This window comes from Actinomadura sp. KC06 (assembly GCF_004348735.1).
Lineage (GTDB): Bacteria > Actinomycetota > Actinomycetes > Streptosporangiales > Streptosporangiaceae > Spirillospora.
The window spans coordinates 35130-55967 of the sequence record NZ_SMKT01000044.1 but is presented as its reverse complement, the minus strand read 5'-3'; the positions used below and the strand labels follow the sequence as shown (position 1 = coordinate 55967).

Genomic DNA, 20838 nt, shown 5'->3' with positions numbered 1-20838 from the left:
GGGCGGTGGCGGGTGGCGGCTGTTCGGTAGGCGACCGCGCCCGCGGCGTAGGCGGTGATGACGGCCAGAAGGGTGAGGCCGGCGCGTCCGTCTGAGGGGAGCCACGTCGCGGCCGCCGCTGCTGCTGCGGCGAACATGGCGTTGAAGAGCATGTCGTAGACGGCGAACACCCGTCCGCGGTAGGCGTCCTCGATCGTCTCCTGGAGGGTCGTGTCGACGCAGAGCTTGACGCCTTGCGATACGACGCCCAGGACGAACGCGCCCGCTGCCCAGGGGCGCTCGGCGAACGGCATTCCGAGGGCGAGCAGGCTCACGGCCGCGGCGCCGAGTAGCCATGCGATCCATGCCTGCTTGCTGATCCGGCGCACCACCGCCGGCGTGATCAGGGCGGCGGTGAAGTAGCCGGCGCCGGAGACACCGAGCATGATCGCGAACGTTTCCAGGCCGGTGTCGGGGTCGTCCGCGAAATGGTTCCGGCACAGCAGCAGCGTCATGATCAGGACGATGCCGTACAGGAACCGGTGGAAGGAGATCGCGCCGAGCGCCAGCGCCGCCTGCGGCCGGCGCGCGATGTGCCGCGCCCCGTCCACGAGGCCGTCGATCACGGTGCCGAGCGCTTCGCGGATCCGCGGCGAGTCCGAGTGGGGGGTGCCGGGCAGGGCGTCTTCGGACGGATGCGGCCCGAGCAGCCTCCTCGGCAGCCGCGTCGCGATCAGCCCGGCGGCGAGGAACAGCCCGGCGGCGGAGACGAGGATCAGCGCCGTCCCGTGGTTTCCGGCGCCGAAGACGCGCCGGAGGAGGTAGCCGACGCCGCCGCCCATGAACGCGATGACCGTGCCGGACGTGACGGAGAACGCGTTCGCCGTCACCAGATGGTCGCGCCGCACCACGTGGGGAAGCGCCGCCGACAGCGCCGCGAGGAAGAACCGGTTCACGCCGAGGACGGCGAGCACGCCGATGAAGAAGACCGGGCCGTCCTGTCCGGCGGCCACCAGGCCCGCGACGCCCAGGACCAGCAGGGCCCGCAGGATCGGCGTCCACACCAGGATCTGCCGCCGCTGCCACCGGTCGATGAACACCCCGGCGAACGGCCCGAGCGCCGAGTACGGCAGCAGCGTCACCGCGAACGCCGCCGCCGCTTTGGCCGCGGTCGTCTGCCGTTCGGGCGAGAAGAACACATACCCCGCGAGAGCGACCTGGAAGACGCCGTCGGTCATCTGGGAGGCGATCCGCGTCCCGTACAGCCGCCGGAAATCGCGTCCGCGCAGAATCTCCGGCAGTTCGGCAGCCCTCACCAGATCAATGTACGCGCTCCTCCCACCCCTAACCCCGGGACCGCCGACCCACGACACCGAACAGCCGCGAAGCGACAGGGCCCGGCTAAACCGCACCCGCTATCGCGCTGACATCAGCCCCCTCCGCAACCCCGCGACAACCTCAATCGTCGCGATCGCGTCCGAAGGCAGGTTCGAGCTTGCGAGAACCTGATCGCGCAGCGAGCCGCCAGGCGAGCCGAAGCGATGCAGCGATCGCACAGCGTTGCTCGACGATGGAGGGCCCCAGGCCCGAAGGAGGAGCGCAGCGCAATAGGCACAGCAGGGCCGCCAAGGCCCGAAGGAGGAGAAAAAGGCAATTCAACGCAGCCAGAGGCGGGTGTAGTCATAGCCGGCGGTGGTGGGGAGGAAGCGGGTGCCGTGGACGCGGGAGGAGCGGAAGATCGTCTGGGCGCGGTTGAGCAGCGGGACGATCGCGGCGTCCGCCATGATCTTCTGGTCGGCCTGCTGCCAGGACTGCGCGGCGCGGGCCGGGTCGGGTGCGGTGAGGGCCGCGTCGATGAGGGCGTTGACCTGCGGATTGTCGTAGCCGCCGTAGTTGGTGGAGTTCTGCCCGTAGGCGCGTCCGTCGAACAGCGGCTGGATGATCGAGCGGCCGTTGTTGCCGTACCAGTCGGGCGTCCAGCCGGGGGCGGCGATGTCCCATTCGCCGGCGGCGGCCTTCGCGGGGGTGGCGATCGTGGCGGCGTAGAAGGAGCCGCCGGAGTCGGCGGTGAGCTCGGTCTTCACGCCGCAGGCGTCGAGGTTCTCCGCGATGGACTGGGCGATCAGCTTGTGGACGCTGTTGGTGCGGTACGGGAATTTCAGCGTGAGCCCGGAGTGGCCCGTCCGGCCGAGGAGGGCGCGGCATTTGGCGGGGTCGCCGGAATCGCCCGGTGTCGGGTAGTGGTCGGCGGGCGCGTACCCGGCGTTGCCCGGCGGGATCACCGTGTGCAGGGCCTGCGCGACCGACGGGCCGCCGACGATCTTGATGAGGGCGCTGCGGTCGATGGCGTACTCCAGCGCCTGCCTGACCTCCCGCTTGCCGAGCGCGCCGCCGTTGCCGGGGCTTCGCGTGTTGAACACCAGGTAGGGGCTGTTGCTCGGCGTCTGCATGATCGCGAAGCGGGGGTCGTCGCGGAGCCGTGGGATCGCCGACGTCGGGACGGGCTGGTCCCACGCGAGGTCGGCGACGCCCTGCTCGATCTGCTGCTGGACGGCCTCCGGCGAGTCCTGCCCGAGGGTGATCCGGATCTTCTCCACATGCCGTCCGCGGAGCGGATCGCTGCCCGGCCGCCACGCCGGGTTGCGGGTGAGCAGGTAGGACATGCCCGGCTTGTACTCGGTGATCTGGTACGGGCCGTCCGAAATGGTGTGCTGCCGGAACTCCGGTCCGTCCGGGATGTAGCGGTCGTACTCCTGCGGCGCCGCGGCGGTGGACGGCAGCGAGAGCAGGTTGAGGAAGTCGCTGGCGGGTCGCTCTAACCTGAACACGAGCGTCTCGTCGTCTTTCGCGCTGACCCCGTCGAACCCGTGGTCGCGCTGGTAGGCGGCGGTCGCCCCGGCGTCATGGGCGTTGACGGCGCCGAAGCCGCGGCAGAACTCGTCCATGCCCTTGAGCGTGGACGTGAAGTAGCCCTTGCCGCCGGACGGCGACGCCGGGTTGCACAGCCGTTCGAAGCCCCGGACGAAGTCGTGCGCCGTCACCGGCCGGGGCGGCTCGGTGTTCCACCGGACGTCCTTGCGCAGCCGCACGGTGTAGGTGCGGCGGTCCTTGCTGATGTCGCCGTTCTCGCGCGTCGGGATGCGCGCGGCCACGTCGGGGTGCACGGGGATCGTCTCCTGGAAGGTGTTGGACGCCCGCGTCCCGAACAGCGTCCGCGCGAACGTCCGGACGAGCCCGTACGCGCCCACGCTCGCGACGGACGCGGGGTCGAGGTGCTCGACATCGGACGAGCCGACGATCCGCAGCGTGCCGCCGTCGCGGGGACGTCCCTCCGCGGACGCGTCGTCACCTCCTCCGGCGCATCCCGTCAGCCCGATCACGAGCCCCGTCAGCCCCGCCGTCACCTTGGTCATCTCGCGGGCCATCGCGTTCTCACCTCAAGACTCGGAACTTGGCGCGCAGTAACCGTCGGTGTCACAGTAGGGCCAGAGGGTGACAAAGGACCGGTACATCACCGTTTTCTCTAGAGATCTCCAAAGAAGTAAGGACGCCCTGACAGTGGGTGTCCACTATCAGGGCGTCCCTTGGGAATGCCATGGCGAGGCCCTGCGCGGCCTCATTGCGCGGAGACGAACCCCAGACCGTCGCTAGAGGCGACGCTCCGAAGAGCCCCTCGTCAGCGGTCGACCTCGCCGCGGATGAACTTCTCGACGGCGTCGTGCGCCTGGTCGTCGTTGTACTGCTCGGGCGGCGACTTCATGAAGTAGGACGACGCCGACAGGATCGGCCCGCCGATGCCCCGGTCCTTGGCGATCTTCGCGGCGCGCACCGCGTCGATGATCACGCCGGCGGAGTTCGGGGAGTCCCAGACCTCCAGCTTGTACTCCAGGTTGAGGGGCGTGTCGCCGAACGAGCGGCCCTCCAGCCTGACGTAGGCCCACTTGCGGTCGTCCAGCCACGGCACGTGGTCGGACGGGCCGATGTGGACGTCCGCCTTCGCCATCTCGTGCGGGATCTGCGACGTCACCGACTGCGTCTTGGAGATCTTCTTCGACTGGAGGCGCTTGCGCTCCAGCATGTTCATGAAGTCCATGTTGCCGCCGAAGTTGAGCTGGTACGTGCGCAGCAGCTCGACGCCGCGGTCCTCGAACAGCCGGGCCATCACGCGGTGGGTAATGGTCGCGCCGACCTGCGACTTGATGTCGTCGCCGACGATCGGGACGCCCGCGTCCGTGAACTTCTGGGCCCACTCGGGGTCGCTGGCGATGAACACCGGCAGCGCGTTCACGAAGCCGACCTTGGCGTCGATCGCGCACTGGGCGTAGAAGCGGTCGGCGTCCTCGGAGCCCACCGGCAGGTAGGACACGAGGACGTCCACCTTGGCGTCCTTGAGCGCCTGGACGACGTCGACCGGCTCGGCGTCCGACTCGTCGACCATGTTCAGGTAGTACTCGCCGAGGCCGTCGAAGGTGTGGCCGCGCTGGACGGTCACGCCCATCGGCGGGACGTCGGCGAACTTGATCGTGTTGTTCTCGCTGGCGTGGATGGCCTCGGACAGGTCCATCCCGACCTTCTTCGCGTCCACGTCGAACGCCGCGACGAACTCGACGTCGCCCACGTGGTACTCGCCGAACTGGACGTGCATCAGGCCGGGAACTCGCGTCTCTGGGGCCGCGTCCTTGTAGAACTCGACACCCTGGACGAGCGAAGAGGCGCAGTTGCCCACACCCACGATGGCTACGCGCACCGAACCCATCCGGTTGCTCCTTCTCTTTTGCGGAACATGTGGTGTTTCTTCACCCGACCCCGGGGTCTCCGGGCCGCTTCAGCTCAGCGGCCCTCGTCCCGAGGCATGTCCTGTCTGGTTTCTGAAGACCTGTTATCTGAAGATCTGGCTTGCTGTTCCTGCTCGGCCCGCTCGCGTCCGATCAGCTCGTTGAGCCACCTGACCTCGCGTTCGACGGACTCCAGCCCGTGGTTCTGCAGCTCCAGGGTGTAGGAGTCGACCCGTTCGCGGGTCCGCGCCAGGGCGGCCCGGACGCTCTCCAGGCGTTCCTCCAGCCGGCTGCGCCGGCCTTCGAGGATCCGGAGCCGGACGTCGGCGCGGGTGTGCGAGAAGAAGGCGAAGTGCACGCCGAACCCCTCGTCCTCCCATGACGCCGGCCCGGCCTCGGTCAGGAGCTGCTGGAGGCGCTCCTTGCCGTCCGCGGTGAGCTTGTAAACGATCTTCGACCGGCGGCTCTGCAGCGCCAGCGCCGTGTTCGGCTCCTCCGGCCGGTCCTCGATGATCAGCCCGTTCGCGAGCAGCTGCTTGAGGCACGGGTAGAGGGACCCGTACGAGAAGGCGCGGAACATGCCCAGCAGGGTGTTGAGCCGCTTGCGCAGCTCGTACCCGTGCATCGGGGACTCGTGCAGCAGTCCGAGCACGGCGAGCTCCAGCACGCCCGCGCCCTTCCTGGCCGCCATCGTCCCACCTCCGCAGAGCCGGATGTCTCGATCCGATGTATCGAGTGAATGTATCGACTCGATACATCGCCAAGATACGTAGTGCGGCCCGTCCTGGCAAGTGGGGATCCGCCGGGACGCCGCGCGGGGACGTGCCGAGGCGCGCCGCGGCCGCCCCGATGGACCACAAAAACGGAGAATTCAGGGTGTATGTGGTGGAAGTGTGTCAAAGTTGCGCGTGGAACCACCTGGCGACGGCGTACGTCCTCGGCCACGGGGAGCAGAGCCCCGGGCGGCAGACGAACAAGGAGGAACCACCGGCCACCGCGTCCGGTCGGGGCGTTGACCAGCCAGGACGTACCTTCGCCCTGCACTTGCTCCCCCCGCTCACCAGCCCGCACAGTACGCTTCGGACGGCGCACAGCCGCTCTTAGCCGTGGGTGACCCCGGCCCCTCGGCAACTAACCGTTGTCCCCTGTTGATGAGGTCGCGTGAGTAATCCAAGCCAGCCCCGACCGGAACCCGGGTCGCAGAGGCCGGGCGGGCAGCAGAACCCCCGTCCCGGCGATTCCGGCGACCCCGAGCAGCCGGGCGTCCACCGCGAGTCCACCGCGCCAGGCGCGGCAGAGACACCGGCTGGACCGCAGGACCACACCCTGAGCTTCATGGGCGGCCCCTCCGTCCCCGGCCCCTCCGTTCCCGGACCTTCCGTTCCGTCCGAATCCGGGACGCCGCCCGGCCACGGCATGCCCAGCGAGCCGGGCGCCCTCAGCGGAACCGCCGCATCCGCCGGCCCGAGCCTTCCATCGGAGCCGAGCACTCCCGGCAGCTCTCCTTTGACCGACCCGGCTTTCCCTGGCTTGCCATCGTCCGCCGGTTCTGGAATGCCAGGCGGGACGACCGGAGGCGCTGCACCGGTGGGATCGAGCCCGTCGAGTGATTTTGGCTTGCCGAGCGACTCCGGTTTCCCCGGCTTGAGCCCGTCGGCTGGTTCCAGCGTGTCTGGTTTCCCTGGATTGGAATCGTCCTCCGGATCTGGAACGCCGGGAGCCCCGGGTGGCGGCGTTGGATCCTCGGGCGGGACGAGCGGAGGCGCTGGGTCGGCTGGATCGAGCCTGCCTGGTGACTTCGGTTCTCCGAGCGATGCTGGTCTGCCCGGGTCAAGTGGTGCACCCGGCGGTGGGCTGGGCGGCTCATGGACGGGCGGGGCCCCAAGCGGATCCGGCAGCCCTGGTGGTCCGAGTAACTCGAGTGGTCCGGGTGGGGCTACTGCGCCTGAAGGGTTGGGCGGATTTGGTGACGCGGCCACGCGAGGCGGCCCTGGTGGGTCCGGGTGGTCGAGCGGCCCTGGCAGCGCAGGCGGACAACCGCCCTTGAGCGGGCCGGGGATGCCGGGTGGAAGCGGTGCGGCCGGAGGGCCGAACGTTCCGGGTGCGCCGATCAGATCGCCTATGGGCGACGCCATGTCCGGCGGGCGCGGTCCGGTTGGCGCGGGTGGACCTGGCCCGGGTGGTCCGGGTGGGCCTGGTCCGGGGCGGCCTGGGATGAGTGGGCCTGCGATGAGTGGGCCTGGTGGGCCGAATATGCCTGGTGGGCCTCGGCCGCCTAACGCGTCCGGCATGGGCGGTGCTCCTCGGCCGGGTGCGGGAAGACATGCCGCCGGTGCGGCAGCCGGGCCAGGGATGGCGGCCGGTGCCGGGGCTGGAATGGCCGGGTTCGGGACGACCGGTAACGGCGTCCGGGAGAAGCTCGGCGGGCTCGGGAAGCTAGGTCAGGACCTCGGGTCGAAGGTCGCCGGGAAGTTCCGCGGCGGCGGGAGCGGGACGCGTGCGTCGCATCGGGCGGGCAGCCTCGTAGGACCGGGCGGCCCCGGCCGTCCAGGCGGTCCAGGCGGGCCGGGGGGACCAGCAGGGCCCGGCGGACCCGGAGGACCTGGGCCTAACAAGACGAGCTTTATCGATCATCTGCGGTCCCGGGGCGAGGGCTGGCGCAAGTACATCCCGTCCTGGAAGGTCGTGGCCGGTGTCTGCGGGCTCGGGTTCGCCGCGTTCATCACGCTGATCTGGGTCGCGTACGCGAACACGCCGACGCCCGCGGAGCCCACGGTGGCGGGCGTTGAGGACCAGGCGTCGATCTTCTACCACACCGACGGAACCGAGATCGGACGCATCGGCAAGAAGCGGCAGAGCGTCGAGCTGAGCAAGGTGCCGCCGACCGTCCAGGACGCGGTGCTCGCGGCGGAGAACCGCAGCTTCCGCACCGACCCCGGATTCTCGGTCAAGGGCACGACGCGGGCGGTGTGGAAGAACCTGACCGGCGGGTCGGGCGGCGGCTCCACGATCACGCAGCAGCTGGCGAAGAACTACTACTCCGACCCGAACAACCGGACGATGAACCGGAAGTTCAAGGAGCTGTTCATCTCGCTGAAGCTGGAGGACAAGCACACCAAGGACGAGATCCTCAAGCTGTACCTGAACACCATCTACATGGGCCGCGACACGTACGGCATCCAGGCGGCGTCCCGCGAGTACTTCGGGACGGACGTGTGGAAGCTCAAGCCGGACCAGGCCGCGTTCCTCGGCGGCATCATCCAGAACCCGAACCGCGACCCGGGCCAGGAGGGCAACCGGGCGTGGGTGACCGGCCGGTACCAGTACACGCTCGACGGCATGGTCAAGATGGGCAAGCTCAGCCAGGGCGACGCCGACAAGTACAAGCAGCGCCTGCCCAAGATCAAAGAGGCGGGCACGGGCAACCAGCTGTACGGCGGCCAGCGCGGCTACATGCTGATGCGCGCCAAGGAGGAGCTGCGCCGGCTCGGGATCGACGACAAGGAGCTGACGACCAAGGGCCTGCGCGTCTACACGACGTTCGACCGCAAGCGGATGGCGATGGCGAAGCGGGCGGCGGAGCAGACCGTCCCGCAGGTGGACCCGAAGAAGCTGGCGAAGAAGAAGATCCGCGTCGGGCTGGTGTCGGTGAACACCGCGAACGGCGAGGTCGTCTCGTTCTACGGCGGTCCCGACTACCTGGACCAGGCGTTCAACAACGTCTGGCAGGGACGCGCGCAGGCGGGGTCGGCGATGAAGCCGTACGTGCTGGCGACGGCGCTGAAGCAGAACTACAGCCTGAAGAGCATGGTGGAGGGCCGGTCGAAGATCCCGCTCGACGGTGAGGGCAACGTCGTCTCGCGGAGCGATCCCAACGCCGTGATGGTCCCGAACTCCCATCAGGTGCCTCCGGCGGTCAACCTCATCACGGCGACGGAGGAGTCGGTGAACACCGCGTTCCTCCAGCTGATGGGCAAGGTCGGCATCGAAGAGGTGATGAAGACGGAGACGGACGCCGGGATCGCGTCCGATCTGCTCAAGCCGCACAAGTGCTGCCTGAACCTGGCGCTGGGCGTCAACGACATCCGTCCGATCGAGCAGGCCGCCGGGTACGCGGTGTTCGCCAACGGCGGCGTGTACCACCAGCCGCATGTGATCCGCCAGGTCAGGCAGTCCGACAACAAGACGGTGCGGCTGAAGCCGAAGTACGAGAAGCGCCGCGTCTTCACCCCGAAGGTCGCCGCGGACGCCACCTACGCGATGCAGCAGGTCATCCGGGGCGGCACGGCGACGGCGGCGCGGCTGCCGGATGGACGCCAGGCCGCGGGCAAGACCGGCACGACCGACCGGAACGTCTCGTCGTGGTTCATCGGGTACGTGCCGCAGGTGTCCACGGCGGTGACGCTCTACAACGACTCGGTGGGGCCGAACGGGAAGAAGAAGTCGGTGATCCTGCCGGGGATCGGCGAGGTGGAGGGCGGCACGATCCCCGCCCGCATCTGGCGGTCCTACATGTCGGACGCGCTGCGCGGCGTGGAGGCCAGGCAGTTCCCGCCGCCGGCCTGGGGCGGGCTCGTCCAGACCTGGGCGAAGCCGCCGGAGAAGAAGGACGACAGGCCGCCGTGGTGCGACAGCCCGATCGGCGAGTACGACCCGCGCTGCAAGGGCGACGGCGGCGGCAACGGTGGTGGCAACGGCGGAGGCAACAAGCCGCCGTGCCAGTCGCCGTTCCCCGACCCCAACTGCAACCCGAACAGGCCGCCGAGCTACCCGGCGCCGCAATGGTGGTGCAACATGCACCCAGGCCACCCCGCATGCCGGATACGGGGCGGCGGTGGCCTCAACGAGCCCAGTACGGCGGGCCTCGCTCCGCTGTACCCGGTGTCGAGGCCGCCGGAATGAACCGGCGGACCGTCCCGTCCGAACCGTCCCATGGAGGCGGTGGTGTGACATGAAGCATGTTCCCGAGTCGCCGCACGCCAGGGGGCGTGACGGAGCGCGCCCGGAGCTCCGGGGGGAGGCGAGGCTCGGCGCCTCGGCCCCCGCGCCTCCGGGGGCGCAGTACTCTCTGACGACGCACAGCCGTACCCCAGTTGATGAGGTCGCGTGAGTAACCGAAGCCCATACGGACCGGAATTCGGAGATGGCCCCGACCGGAGGGCGACCCCCCGCTCCGGCGGTTCGGGCCCGCCCGCCGGTGCGCCGCGCGGCGGGTCGTCCGGCACCCCCGGCCGGGTCCCGCGCCCCGGCGGCAGGTCGGGCGGACGGAGCGGCGGGCCGGCGAGGATCGGAGGCGGCGGCGGACGGCGCCGCGGCACACCTTCATCGATGCGTTCGGGCCCGGGCGGCCCTCCGGGCCGTCCCGGACGGGCCGGTGCCGCGGGCGGCGCCGCAGGCCCCGGCATCCCAGGCGGACCCGGCGGCCCTGGTGGCCCCGGCGGTCCCGGCGGTCCCGGCGGGCCGGGTGGACGCGGGCCGGGCGGCGGAGGCGGCTTCGGCCGGCGCGGCGGCCCCGGGGACGACGGGGACGAGAGCTTCTGGGGCGGCAGCGGCGGCTCCGGCGGCAGGCGCGGCGACGGCATGCGCGACGGCCTCGCCTTCTGGAACCGCCGCGGCAAGGGCCCGGACGGCGACGACCCGGAGAAGACCGGCTGGCGGCGGTACGTGCCGTCCTGGAAGGTCATGGTCGCCGTCGTCAGCGTGCTGATCCTCGGCATGGCCACGCTCGTCGTCGTCGCGTACGCCAACACCCCCATCCCGACCGAGAAGCAGCAGGCCGCGCTCCGGCAGGAGTCGCTGATCACGTTCTCGGACGGCGCCCCGCTCGCCCGCATCGGCACCCACCGCGAGGACATCCCGCTCGACAAGGTCCCGAAGCACGTCCAGAACGCGATCCTCGCCGCGGAGGACCGCAACTTCTGGCACGAGCCGGGCATCTCCCCGACCGGCATCGCGGGCGCGATGTACCGGGCCGTCGCCGGCGGCGAGGTCGCCGGCGCCTCGACGATCACGCAGCAGATGGCGCGGAACTACTACGCGGGCCTCAGCCAGGACAGGACGGTCAGCCGCAAGCTCAAGGAGATCCTCATCTCGATCCGTCTCGGCAAGGAGATGGACAAGAAGATGATCCTCCAGCTCTACCTCAACACCGTCGCGTTCGGACGCCGGTCGTACGGCATCCAGGCGGCGTCCCGCGCCTACTTCCACAAGCCCGTCACCGAGATCAACGAGTCCGAGGCGGCGATGCTCGCCGCGCTGATCCAGCGCCCCGGGTACTTCGCGACCTACGGCCCGGCGTCCAACCCGGCCAAGCAGGCGCTGATCGACCGCTGGAACTACGTCCTCGACGGGATGGTCGAGCAGGGCTGGCTCGACCAGACCAAGCGCGCCGCGGCGAAGTTCCCGCAGACGCAGGAGAACTGGAGCGACGTCCCGGACGACGAGAACACCGGCTACCTCCAGGACCGCGTCCTCGCCGAGCTGAAGGCGCTCGGCATCGACGAGCAGATGCTGGAGACCGGCGGCCTCCGGATCAAGACGACCTTCAACCGGCAGATGCAGGACTACACCAACAAGGTCGTCAAGCAGATCAAGAAGGAGAACGGGCTCGGCAGCGACATCCAGTTCGGTCTCGCCGCCGTCGACCCGAAGACGGGCGGGGTGGTGGCCGCCTACGGCGGTCCGGACTACCGCAAGCAGCAGTTCGACAACTCCTTCCAGGGGCTGGTGCAGCCCGGGTCGTCGTTCAAGCCCATCGTGCTGGCCACCGCGCTCGACCAGGGCATCAGCCTGCAGACGACGATGGACGGCAGCTACAAGCGGACCATCAACGGCGCGACGTTCACCAACGACGCCAGGTCGGAGAACGGCGTCTACAACCTCAAGCAGATGACGGCGATGTCGATCAACACGGCGTACGTCGAGCTGGGGCAGAAGGTGCAGCTGTCGAACGTCATCGACATGGCCAAGAAGATGGGGATCCCGAAGAACACCCCGAACCTCAACCCGACCTACACCTCGCTGCCGCTCGGCGTCATCGACACGACCCCGGTCACGATGGCGTCGGTGTACTCGACGTTCGCCGCCGGGGGCAAGCACCGGCCCGCGCACGTCATCTCCGAGATCACCACCAACACGGGCCACCCGGTCACGAACAAGGACGGCGACGTCCTGGAGAAGCTGCCGTGGCAGAAGCCCGAGACCGTGTTTTCCGAGGGGGTCGCGGCCGACGCGACCTCGGCGATGCAGGCGGTCGTCACGTCCGGTACCGGTAAGCGCGCGAGCCTCGGCGCCCGTCCGGTGGCCGGCAAGACCGGTACGACGGACGAGAACAAGTCCGCCTGGTTCGTCGGCTACACGCCGCAGCTCGTGACGGCGTCGGCGATGTGGCGTCAGGGCAAGGACAACTCGCGCAAGTCGCTGATCGGCGTCGGCAACTACAGCCAGGTCTACGGTGGTACCGTCCCGGCCGACCTGTTCAAGCGGTTCATGACGAAGGCGCTGGACGGCAAGGAGATCGCGCAGTTCCCGCCGCCCGTCAACGGCGGCGAGCTCGCCCCGTGGGCGAAGCCGAAGCCGGCCCCGACGACGTCGGCGCCGTCCCCGACGGAACGCCCGACCTGCGAGCCGGGGCAGCCGTTGCCGAACTGCCAGACGCCGTCCCCGGGCCCGTCGTTCCCGACGGCGCCGCCCACAGGCGGGGGGCAGCCCTGCAACGAGTACGGCCTGCCGCTCGGCTGCAACCCGAACCTTCCGCCCGAAGGGGACAAGACCTGGTGGTGCGAGAAACCCGAGAACAGGAACCATCCCGCCTGCAGGCGGGACGAACCGAATGAGCCGAACCCCCCTAATTAGCGCGGCCGGGCGTTAGCCCCGGCACCTGGAACGGAACGGCCCGGAGCCCTTGGCGGGGTCCGGGCCGTCCCATGTTCCCGGTGCGCTTGCGGCGCGCGGGCGGCCGTGATGACCAATAGTCTTGCTGTCCATGGCGTCGTCTTCTGAAAGGCTCGGGATGCCCGCCGCCGGAACCGACAACGACGAGGCGGACGGCCCCGGCGGCTCATCCGGCCCTGGTCGGCTGGCGCGGCTCGCCCCCGTCCTGACGGGTCTCACTGCATTCGTGTGCCTGCTGGGCTGGCTGCAGAAGCGGCCGTGCGCGTCGGCGAACTTCGACTTCATCAAAACGACGACGAACGCCTGCTACACCGACATCTATCCGCTCTACTACGTGCGCGGGCTGAACGACGGCAAGGTCCCGTACTTCGACTCGCTCACCGGCTCCGACATCCAGTACGTCGAATACCCGGTGCTGAGCGGCGGCTTCATGCAGCTGGTCGCGTGGCTGGTGAAGCCGTTCGGCCTGGACGAGCGCGGAATGGCCTTCTACAACGTCACCGTGCTGCTCCTCGCCGCCCTCGCGGTGGTCGCCGTCCTCGCCACCGCGTACGCGGCCGGACGGCGCTCCCTGCGGACCGGCCTGATGGTGGCGCTGTCCCCGGCCCTGCTGCTCACCGCCTACATCAACTGGGACCTGCTGGCGGTGGCGCTGTCCGCGCTGGCCGTCGCCGCGTGGTCGGCACGGCGCCCGGCACTCGCGGGGACGCTGCTCGGCCTCGCGATCGCGGCGAAGTTCTACCCGCTGCTCCTCCTCGGCCCGCTGGTCCTGCTGTGCGTGCGCGCCGGGCGATGGCGCGCCCTCGGACGGATGCTCGCCGGGACCGCCGGCGCATGGCTGCTGGTCAACCTGCCCGTGATGCTCTTCGCGTGGGACGGCTGGAAGGAGTTCTACACCTTCAGCCAGGAACGCGGCGTCGACTGGGGCTCCATCTTCTTCTACCTCCAGGACCACGGGCTGGAGAAGACCACGTCCGACACCGGCACCCTCAACCTCCTCGGCACGGGGACGTTCCTCGTCCTCGCCGCCTGCATCGCCGTCCTCGCGTTCGCCGCGCCGCGCCGCCCGCGCTTGGCGCAGCTGATGTTCCTCGTGCTGGTCGCGTTCATGCTGCCGAACAAGGTCTGGTCGCCGCAGTACGTCCTGTGGCTGCTGCCGCTCGCGGTGCTGGCGCGTCCGAAGCTCCCCGCGTTCGTGGTCTGGCAGGTGGGCGAGATCGTCTACTTCTTCGGCATCTGGTGGTTCCTGCTGTCGGTGTCCGCGCAGACGCCGGGCGCGGACCTCTCGGACACGGTGTCGGCGGTGCTCAGCCTCGACGCCCCGGCGGGCGGCATCAGCGAGGACGTCTACCACCTGGCCCTGCTCGCGCGCTTCGTGACCGTCCTGGCCTTGGCGGCCCTGGTGGTGTGGGACGTCCTGCGCCCATCCGGCGACCTGGTACGCACGGACGACGCAGACGACCCGGCAGGGGGCGTCCTGGACGGCGCCCCAGACGTGATCTCCCTGAAACGCTGGCGCGGCACGCACCACACCAGCGTCCCAGCCACGCCCTAACAGGGGTGCTAGCGCTGCCGCGTGTGCCGCCTGCGGCCGTCCGCACCGCTAGCGCGCAGTGCCTCAATGAACCACTCGAAACACGGTGTCAGCGTCGGCGGGACGGGCCAGCCGTTGATGACGGCGAGCAGCTGCCAGTACCGCTCCGCACGGCGGTCAGTGCCGATCTCCATGCGTTCCAGCAGGTCGCGCCTGAACTCGACGCCGTCGGTCGCCTCGAACGCGTCCGCGTAGGCGCCCGCCAGGTCGTCCGTGATGGGACGGGCCGCGTCCGAATCCGGTGCGACGCCGTCCGCGATGGCCTGTTCGACCTTCTCCCGCGTCAGCTCGGCGAGACGCGCCGGGTCGTCCGGATAGGAGCCCCGCGAGATGTCGGCGGCCTGCGCCTCGGCCATCCGGCGAATCGACGTGCGGAAACCGGGGTCGCCTACCAGTTCGGCGAGTTCGACCCACGCGTCCACCTGGTCGGGTTCGGGGTCGTCGGGCAGTTCCGGCAGCGCCGACCGCATCTTCGCCGCGAAGTCGGGGTTGAGGTCGAGCCCGGCGAACGACTCGTCGATGAAGTCGGTGATGATCCGCCGCCGTTCCTCGTCGGACAGCCGGGCGAGCTTGTGCATGAGTTCGATCTCCTCTGGATTGGATCCGCGTTTCGCGACCGCCCGCAGCACGGCCCGGCGCAGGCGCAGCGTCCGGATCTGCACGTCCAGCGCCTCCACGTGCGCCGCCGCGACCTCCCCGACGCCGATCTCGCGATCCAGCACCCGCCGGACCGTGCCGAGGTCGATGCCGAGATCGCGCAGCGTCCGCACCAGGTCGAGACGCGCGACGGCCGCCACGTCGTACAGCCGGTAGCCGGCCGCGGTACGGCCGGACGGCGGCACCACGCCCTCGTCGGAGTAGAACCTGATCGTCCGTACCGGAAGGCCGGTGCGGCGCGCCAGTTCCCCGATCGTGTAGAGGGTGTCGCCGTCCATGCCGTCCACCATGAGGGCTCCAGTGACTAGAGACTCAACCCGGCCATCATCATGAATCGTCGAGAGTCGAGAGGGGTGCTCGGGTGACCAGGAACGTCGTCCTGCCGGAAGGGTGGGAGCCGAAGGTGCGCGCGGCCGTCGCCGAGGTCAGGCCCGACCTCGCGCGCTGCCCGCTGCACCCGCTCGGTGCCGGGTTCGAGAGCGTGGCGCTGCTGCTTGAGGCTGATCGGCAGTCGTATGTGCTGCGCTTCCCACGCGGGGAGGACGGCGCGGAGGGCATCGCATGCGAGGCCAGGCTGCTGCCGGAACTCGCCGGGCTGCTCGACGTCCCCATTCCCCGGTTCGCCTTCACTGCCCCGAACCCGCTTGGACCAGGGGAGTTCTGCTGCTATCCGGTGGTGCCCGGGGAGTCGCTGTCCGAGGAGGAGTGGCATGCCCGCGGGCTGCTGGACGAGCCGGAGGTCGTCCGCCAGATCGCGGACCTGATCGAGGCGATCCATTCGTTTCCCGTGAAACGTGCGCGCGAACTCGGCGTCCCGGAGGTGGATCCGCGCGCCGAGTTCACCGAGGACCTGCGGCTCGTCCGCGCCGAGGTCGCCCCGCTGCTGCCGCCCGATCAGGCTCGGCTTCTGATCGACGCCTACGAGCGGTACCTCGCGGACGACGGGAACTTCGACGACCCTCCCGCGCTGATCCACGCCGACATCAGCCTGGACCACCTGCTGATCACCGGAACGCGCGTCACCGGGCTGATCGACTTCGGGGACGCGCAGATCGGCGACCCCGACTACGACCTGTGCTTCCTGTGGCCCGAGACGAATCGTGCGTTCGTCCAGCGGCTTCAGGCGGAGCGGGGGCGGCCGTTCGACGCGCGCCTGGAGGGCAAGCTGCGCTGTTGGGAGCTTGCCGACCCGGCCACCGACGTGCTCCACGGCATCGAGAACGACCTGCCGGACGTCCGCGACGAGGGCCTCGCTCTGCTGAGCACCCTCCTCACCGCCGTCCAACGCTAACTCGCACGGGATCGTGCAGTTCTGCGGTCGTGCTGCACGATCCCGGCGAGCGTGTCGGGCACCTTGGAGGCGCAAGTGTCCTCGCCCAGTCGCGTTCGTGGCGCTTGGCTTCAGGCGGTGCGCGCTGGGTCGGCGGTCGTGCTGCACGATCCCGGCGAGCGTGTCGGGCGCCTTGAGGCGCAAGCGTCCTCGCCCGGCCGTGTTCCTGGCGCTTGGCTTCAGGCGGTGCGGGCGGGGTCGGCGATGGTGGGTTCGGTGCCTTCGCGGCGGGCGCGGCGGACGTCCTGGACGAACTCGCGAGAGAACATCGCGGAGAGCGTGGCCACGCCGCCCCTGTGGACACGGATCTCGCCATGCCGGATCTCGCCGGTGATCCGGATCCGGCGGCCTTCGCCGTTCTCGCCCGTCCAGTCCTTGACGCGGCCGCGGCCGGGGTAGTGCAGGTCCCAGTGGTCGATCTGGGCGTCCTGCGGGACGAGCAGCTTGACCATCGAATGGTCGAGATCGACCTTGACGTCGATGTCGCCGTCCGGGATCTCTGGGGAGCGCAGGTCGAGGACGACCATGCCGCGGCGGGCGCGCACCTCGAAGCGGCGGTCGGCCGTCCAGTGGCCGAGCTTCTTGACGTTCCGGTAGTGGGCCTGGACGCGAGTCACGGCGTCGGCGGTGGTCGTGGGCGTGGCGTTCATCTCTGTGTTCCTTCCGGAATCGGGCAACTGCCTCGCTGCGAGAGTAGCTCGTCTAATGAGTCTCTCGATATAAGAGAGAATAGCGCATGCGCGAAGACTGTCAAGCCTGGGTTGGTGCTATCTCGATCGACGCAGGTCAGCGCGTCGGTGAACGTCCGGCCGCGGACGCTGTGCGACGATCTCGGACGCACGTGGTACCCGAGCACCGGGAAGGCGTGGCCGGAATCTGCCCATATTGGGGGATTCTGTGGGCGTTGCTCGGGGATGATCGCGGCCGGCGGGGTGAGGTCGCCCCGGTCCCGCGCACGCGGGGCGCAGGAATTGCCGGGAGATGACGTGGACGCGAACCATGCACTGAACGAGCTGCTCGCGGGACGGCTGAAGCCGGGCGTCTACCAGTGGCGGACGCCCCCGGTGCCGGGCGCGATCGGCGACACGAGCTGGATCGAGCGCGCCGAGGAGGGCGGTTGGCGCGGATTCCACCTCGACGGCCGCCGCGCCCGCGACAGCGCCTCGTTCCTGCGGCTGTGCGCCGACGTCTTCGAGCAGCCTGAAGGGCCGGCCGCCGACTGGGACGCGCTCGGCGACTCCCTGGCCGACCTTTCGTGGACCCCCGCTAAGAACGGCTACGTGGTGCTGTACGAGTCGTGGGCCGAACTGGCCGACACCGACCAGCAGGCGTTTCGCGCCGTCCTGGACATGTTCGCCGGCGTGGTGAAGGCGTGGCAGGACACCCCCACCCCCATGACCGTGCTGATGTCGAGCGTGGGTGTGGAAGTGGCAGGCGTCCCCCGCCTCGCCTGACCGGTCATCCCCGTCCGGCCTGGAAAGACGCTCGTTCGGCTTGGAAAAGCGCCCGTCCGGCCTGGCAAGATCCCCGTCTGGTTTGGATGGATGCCCGTCGCGTCTGGACGGGCGTCGGTCAGTATGTGGACGTTCCGCTGGTCCCCACGATCGCTGCCCACAGGCCGATGTAGAAGATCCAGAAGACGATCCAGCCGGCCGTGACGATGTAGCCGAGGATGAGCCCGGCGACGGCCATCCCGTGGCCGCCTTCGCCCGTCCGCTTGATCTGGCTCTGCGCGACGTGGCCGAAGATGATCGCGAGAATCGACGTCAGGCCGCACGCGAGGAAGCCGATGAGCCCGCAGACCATCGACGCGGTCGCCATCCCGTTGGTGGGAGGTGCGACCGGCACGGGCGACCCGCCGTAGTAGTGGTGCTGGACGGACGCTGGCTGCGCGGGCTGCGAGTAGTGCTGGGCGTACGGGTCGTGCGTGCCGTAGCCGTACGGGTCGTAAGGGGGCTGTGACATGTGGTTCCCGATCGGTTCGCGCGCCCGCCGCCGGTAGGTTCGCGCGTGCGCTGTGGGCTGGGTTCCGAATTATGCCAGTGTGATGTGACCTTCGGACTTTGTCGTGATGCTGGTCCTCCGCGGTTTTAGATGCCGATCCCGGCCATCGGGTTCCCCCCGTCCAGCCACGACCTCAGCCTCTCCTCACGCCAACTCCGGCCAGGGGCGCGTCCACCCGCCCGTCGCTTCGGCGGCCAGTCGCCTCGCCGTCAGAGCTTCGAGCGCAGCCAGGAAATGTCGTCGGCCTGGCCTTCCGCAGGCGTCTCCACCACGACCGGAGCACCCGCGGCCCTGACCACGGCCAGGATCAATTCCGTGTCGATGGTGCCGTTCCCCAGATTGGCGTGACGGTCGGCGCCCGAACCGAACGTGTCACGGCTGTCGTTGCAGTGCACCAGATCGATGCGGCCGGTTATGGCCTTGATCCGGTCGACGGCGTCCACGAGTTCCTCCCCCGCGGCGTGCGCGTGGCAGGTGTCGAGGCAGAAACCGAGCTTCGACTCAAGCCCCGGAACCCCGGACAGCACCTCCCACAGCCTGGAGATCCGGTCGAACTTGCGCGCCATCGCGTTCCCGCCGCCCGCGGTGTTCTCGATGTAGACCGGGATCGGGCACTCGACCCTCTCGAACACCTTGCGCCAGTTCTCGAAACCGAGCTCGGGATCGTCGTCCCTCAACACATGCCCGCCGTGCACGATCAGCGCCTTCGCGCCGATCGACGCCGCCGCCTCCAATTGCTGCGTGAGGTTCTTGCGGCTCGGGATGCGGATCCTGTTGTTGGACGTCGCCACATTGATCGTGTACGGGGCGTGCACGTAGACGTCCACCCCGGAGCCCGCCAACGCCTCCACGCCCTTCGGCAGGACGGGCTTCTTCCACCCCTGCGGATCACCCAGGAAGAACTGGACGACGTCGGCGCCGACCGCGCGGGCGTTGTCGAGCGGATTGGTCTGGTCGACATGGGCTCCGATACGCATGACCCGAGCCTAGCCCCGCCCTACGACACCCCGCCGAACGTCCCCAAGACCAGCCCCAACGCAACCCGCCCCCCGCCGCGACACGTGCGCCCGCCGCGATGAGATGCAGGCAGCGGCTCGGCGAGCTTGACGCGATGCAAGCCTGACGCAATCCAGGCGGCCCAACGCGATGCGAGTGACCCCCGCCGCGCTTGACGGAACGCGAGCCCACCGCGACCCGGCGCAGCGTGACGTTATGCGGGATGCCCGACCCGATACGAGTGGGGTGGGCGCGAAACGGGGGTGGCTCGGCGAGGCGTGCCGGAACGCGAACCCGGTGCGGGGCGGCGGGGCGCGTGCGGTGGGCTGACGTGAAGCCCGGTGACGGCGGCTTGGCGTGGTGGGAGGACGGTCTGGTGCTATGTGTGGGCGGTGGAGCGTCGGGCGATCAGATCGAGAAGCCGCCGTTGCTCAGGGCGAAGGCGGCGCCCATGAACGAGGCCACCATGCCGATGACGTTCAGCCATCGTTCGTTCGTCGTCGCGGAGATCATCTGGGAGTACAGCGCGAGCGGCAGGCCGATCACGCCGGCGACGGCACCGGGGAAGTGGGTCGCCGGGATCCAGCCGAGCACGAGGGCGGCGAGACCGATCGTGACGGCGGCGACGGCGAGAACGTCCTGGAGCCGGTGCGACTCGGTCCGCGCGCCGGCGGTCTGCCGCTTCGCGCCTGCTGCCTCCTGTGGCATCGGGATCCTCCTCCAGGTCAGGTCTCCCGCGGCGGGGGCACATGGTGCGCGCGGGACCGGACGGACCACGCCCATAGGAGTTCCCGGCGAGGCCGGAGATCAACCGGCGGAGCCGGGGCGAAAATGTCGGCGGGAGGCGGTACGGTCGAACATGGATTCGAGAACGCCGGCTCGGTTCGGCCCCCGGGGGGAAGCGGGGGAGAGCAGGAGGTGCACCATCGTGACGAAAGTGGAGTTGGGGCTCATCGGTGACGCGGAGCTCGTGGAGGAGCTGTCGGTGCTGACGACCCAGACCGCCCGCATGCGCGCCCGGATGGCCGACATCATGGCGGAGCTGGAACGCCGCCGCTGCGCCAAGACCGTCCAACCGAGAGCGAGACGCTGAGATACCCGCCATCACCAGGACCGGCGCGAGCCGGGCACGGGGCCGGGGTACGGGCCGCTTTCGCGTCTCGGAGAGCGGTGCGGGGTACGCCGAGTGCTACTTTCCGCACCACCGGAAGCGGGAGCTGGGGCCGGGAGACTCCCCTTCCTCGCCGCCGCGAGAACGGCGCGAGGTTGGCTGGGAGTTCTCCCTTCGCGCCGTGTGGGGTTGGGTTAGGAGCAGCTTTCGTGCCGCCGGGACGGTCCGTGTGGGTTGGTCGAGGGGACATCCGTGCTCATGCGGGAGCGGTGTGGGTCGGAAAGGGAGCGACTTTCCGCGTCCGCGGACGGTGAATCCCTTCGCTGTGCTGGCGTTCTGCTTCGGGAAGCGGCTCGTGCGCTGCCGACTGTTGGTAGCCTGTATCGGTCTCGCGGCGGGCGCGCCCGGCGATCCGGGTTCCGGCGCAGCCGCGGGAGACGCAACAGCCCTCCTGTCACGGAGAGACCGTGACCGCACCAGTCCAGAGGAGGTAGGGACA

16 protein-coding genes are annotated in these 20838 nt (G+C 69.6%); 7 read left to right on the top strand and 9 right to left on the bottom strand.

From position 1 onward, the window contains the following. From E1287_RS16600 to E1287_RS16585, 4 genes are all read right to left on the bottom strand, one after another. Positions 1–1295 (bottom strand): MFS transporter (locus E1287_RS16600; RefSeq protein ID WP_243719084.1); only part of this gene is annotated, 1295 nt, incomplete at its 3' end. A gap of 339 nt (positions 1296–1634) precedes the next feature. Then, a complete protein-coding gene (locus E1287_RS16595) occupies positions 1635–3404 on the bottom strand; it encodes an ABC transporter substrate-binding protein (protein ID WP_279505212.1) in 1770 nt (589 codons plus the stop codon). Positions 3405–3655: 251 nt separating this feature from the next. Next, the gene (locus E1287_RS16590) at positions 3656–4735 is read right to left on the bottom strand and encodes an inositol-3-phosphate synthase (protein ID WP_131965843.1); all 1080 of its coding nucleotides are present in this window, start codon (positions 4733–4735) and stop codon (positions 3656–3658) included. A gap of 74 nt (positions 4736–4809) precedes the next feature. Continuing rightward, positions 4810–5445, bottom strand: a complete 636-nt coding sequence (locus tag E1287_RS16585; RefSeq protein WP_131965842.1) for a PadR family transcriptional regulator — start codon at positions 5443–5445, stop codon at positions 4810–4812. Positions 5446–5480: 35 nt separating this feature from the next. Between E1287_RS16585 and E1287_RS44780 the strand changes: the two genes are divergently transcribed. The 4 genes from E1287_RS44780 (at position 5481) to E1287_RS16560 (ending at position 14202) form a co-directional block, all read left to right on the top strand. Then, the gene (locus tag E1287_RS44780) at positions 5481–5858 is read left to right on the top strand and encodes a DUF5318 family protein (RefSeq protein WP_207934252.1); all 378 of its coding nucleotides are present in this window, start codon (positions 5481–5483) and stop codon (positions 5856–5858) included. A gap of 1248 nt (positions 5859–7106) precedes the next feature. Next, positions 7107–9656: a transglycosylase domain-containing protein gene (locus E1287_RS16570; protein WP_131965839.1), complete on the top strand. Its 2550-nt coding sequence runs from the start codon at positions 7107–7109 to the stop codon at positions 9654–9656. Positions 9657–10082: 426 nt separating this feature from the next. Beyond that, complete coding sequence (locus E1287_RS16565) at positions 10083–12608, top strand: transglycosylase domain-containing protein (protein WP_243719082.1); 2526 nt, start codon at positions 10083–10085, stop codon at positions 12606–12608. Between the two features lie 130 nt (positions 12609–12738). Next, positions 12739–14202 carry a glycosyltransferase 87 family protein gene (locus tag E1287_RS16560; RefSeq protein WP_243719080.1) on the top strand — a complete coding sequence of 488 codons (1464 nt, stop codon included), beginning with the start codon at positions 12739–12741 and terminating at the stop codon, positions 14200–14202. An 8-nt stretch (positions 14203–14210) separates the two neighbouring features. Here E1287_RS16560 and E1287_RS16555 read toward each other — a convergent pair whose 3' ends face one another. Further along, positions 14211–15188, bottom strand: coding sequence for a MerR family transcriptional regulator (locus tag E1287_RS16555; RefSeq protein ID WP_243719078.1), 978 nt, complete (start codon positions 15186–15188; stop codon positions 14211–14213). A gap of 71 nt (positions 15189–15259) precedes the next feature. On the opposite strand from E1287_RS16555, the gene E1287_RS16550 reads away from it, so the two are divergent. After that, positions 15260–16189 (top strand): phosphotransferase, encoded by a 930-nt coding sequence (locus E1287_RS16550; RefSeq protein WP_131965838.1) that lies wholly within the window; start codon positions 15260–15262, stop codon positions 16187–16189. A 218-nt stretch (positions 16190–16407) separates the two neighbouring features. Here the strand turns inward: E1287_RS16550 and E1287_RS16545 are convergent, their stop codons facing one another. Further along, positions 16408–16878 carry a hypothetical protein gene (locus tag E1287_RS16545; RefSeq protein WP_165969036.1) on the bottom strand — a complete coding sequence of 157 codons (471 nt, stop codon included), beginning with the start codon at positions 16876–16878 and terminating at the stop codon, positions 16408–16410. A gap of 336 nt (positions 16879–17214) precedes the next feature. Between E1287_RS16545 and E1287_RS16540 the strand changes: the two genes are divergently transcribed. After that, the gene (locus tag E1287_RS16540; RefSeq protein WP_165969035.1) at positions 17215–17682 is read left to right on the top strand and encodes a barstar family protein; all 468 of its coding nucleotides are present in this window, start codon (positions 17215–17217) and stop codon (positions 17680–17682) included. A gap of 118 nt (positions 17683–17800) precedes the next feature. On the opposite strand, the gene E1287_RS16535 is transcribed toward E1287_RS16540, so the two are convergent. The 3 genes from E1287_RS16535 to E1287_RS16525 all read right to left on the bottom strand — a co-directional run bounded on the left by E1287_RS16535 (position 17801) and on the right by E1287_RS16525 (position 19936). Further along, positions 17801–18193 (bottom strand): DUF4190 domain-containing protein, encoded by a 393-nt coding sequence (locus E1287_RS16535; protein WP_131965836.1) that lies wholly within the window; start codon positions 18191–18193, stop codon positions 17801–17803. 248 nt (positions 18194–18441) lie between these two features. Continuing rightward, positions 18442–19209, bottom strand: coding sequence for a deoxyribonuclease IV (locus E1287_RS16530; RefSeq protein WP_131965835.1), 768 nt, complete (start codon positions 19207–19209; stop codon positions 18442–18444). 427 nt (positions 19210–19636) lie between these two features. Then, on the bottom strand, positions 19637–19936 hold the full coding sequence (locus E1287_RS16525; RefSeq protein ID WP_131965834.1) for a hypothetical protein: 300 nt from the start codon (positions 19934–19936) through the stop codon (positions 19637–19639). 220 nt (positions 19937–20156) lie between these two features. Here E1287_RS16525 and E1287_RS43750 point away from each other — a divergent pair, with 220 nt between their 5' ends. Continuing rightward, positions 20157–20321, top strand: a complete 165-nt coding sequence (locus E1287_RS43750; protein WP_165969034.1) for a hypothetical protein — start codon at positions 20157–20159, stop codon at positions 20319–20321. Positions 20322–20838 lie beyond the last annotated feature (517 nt).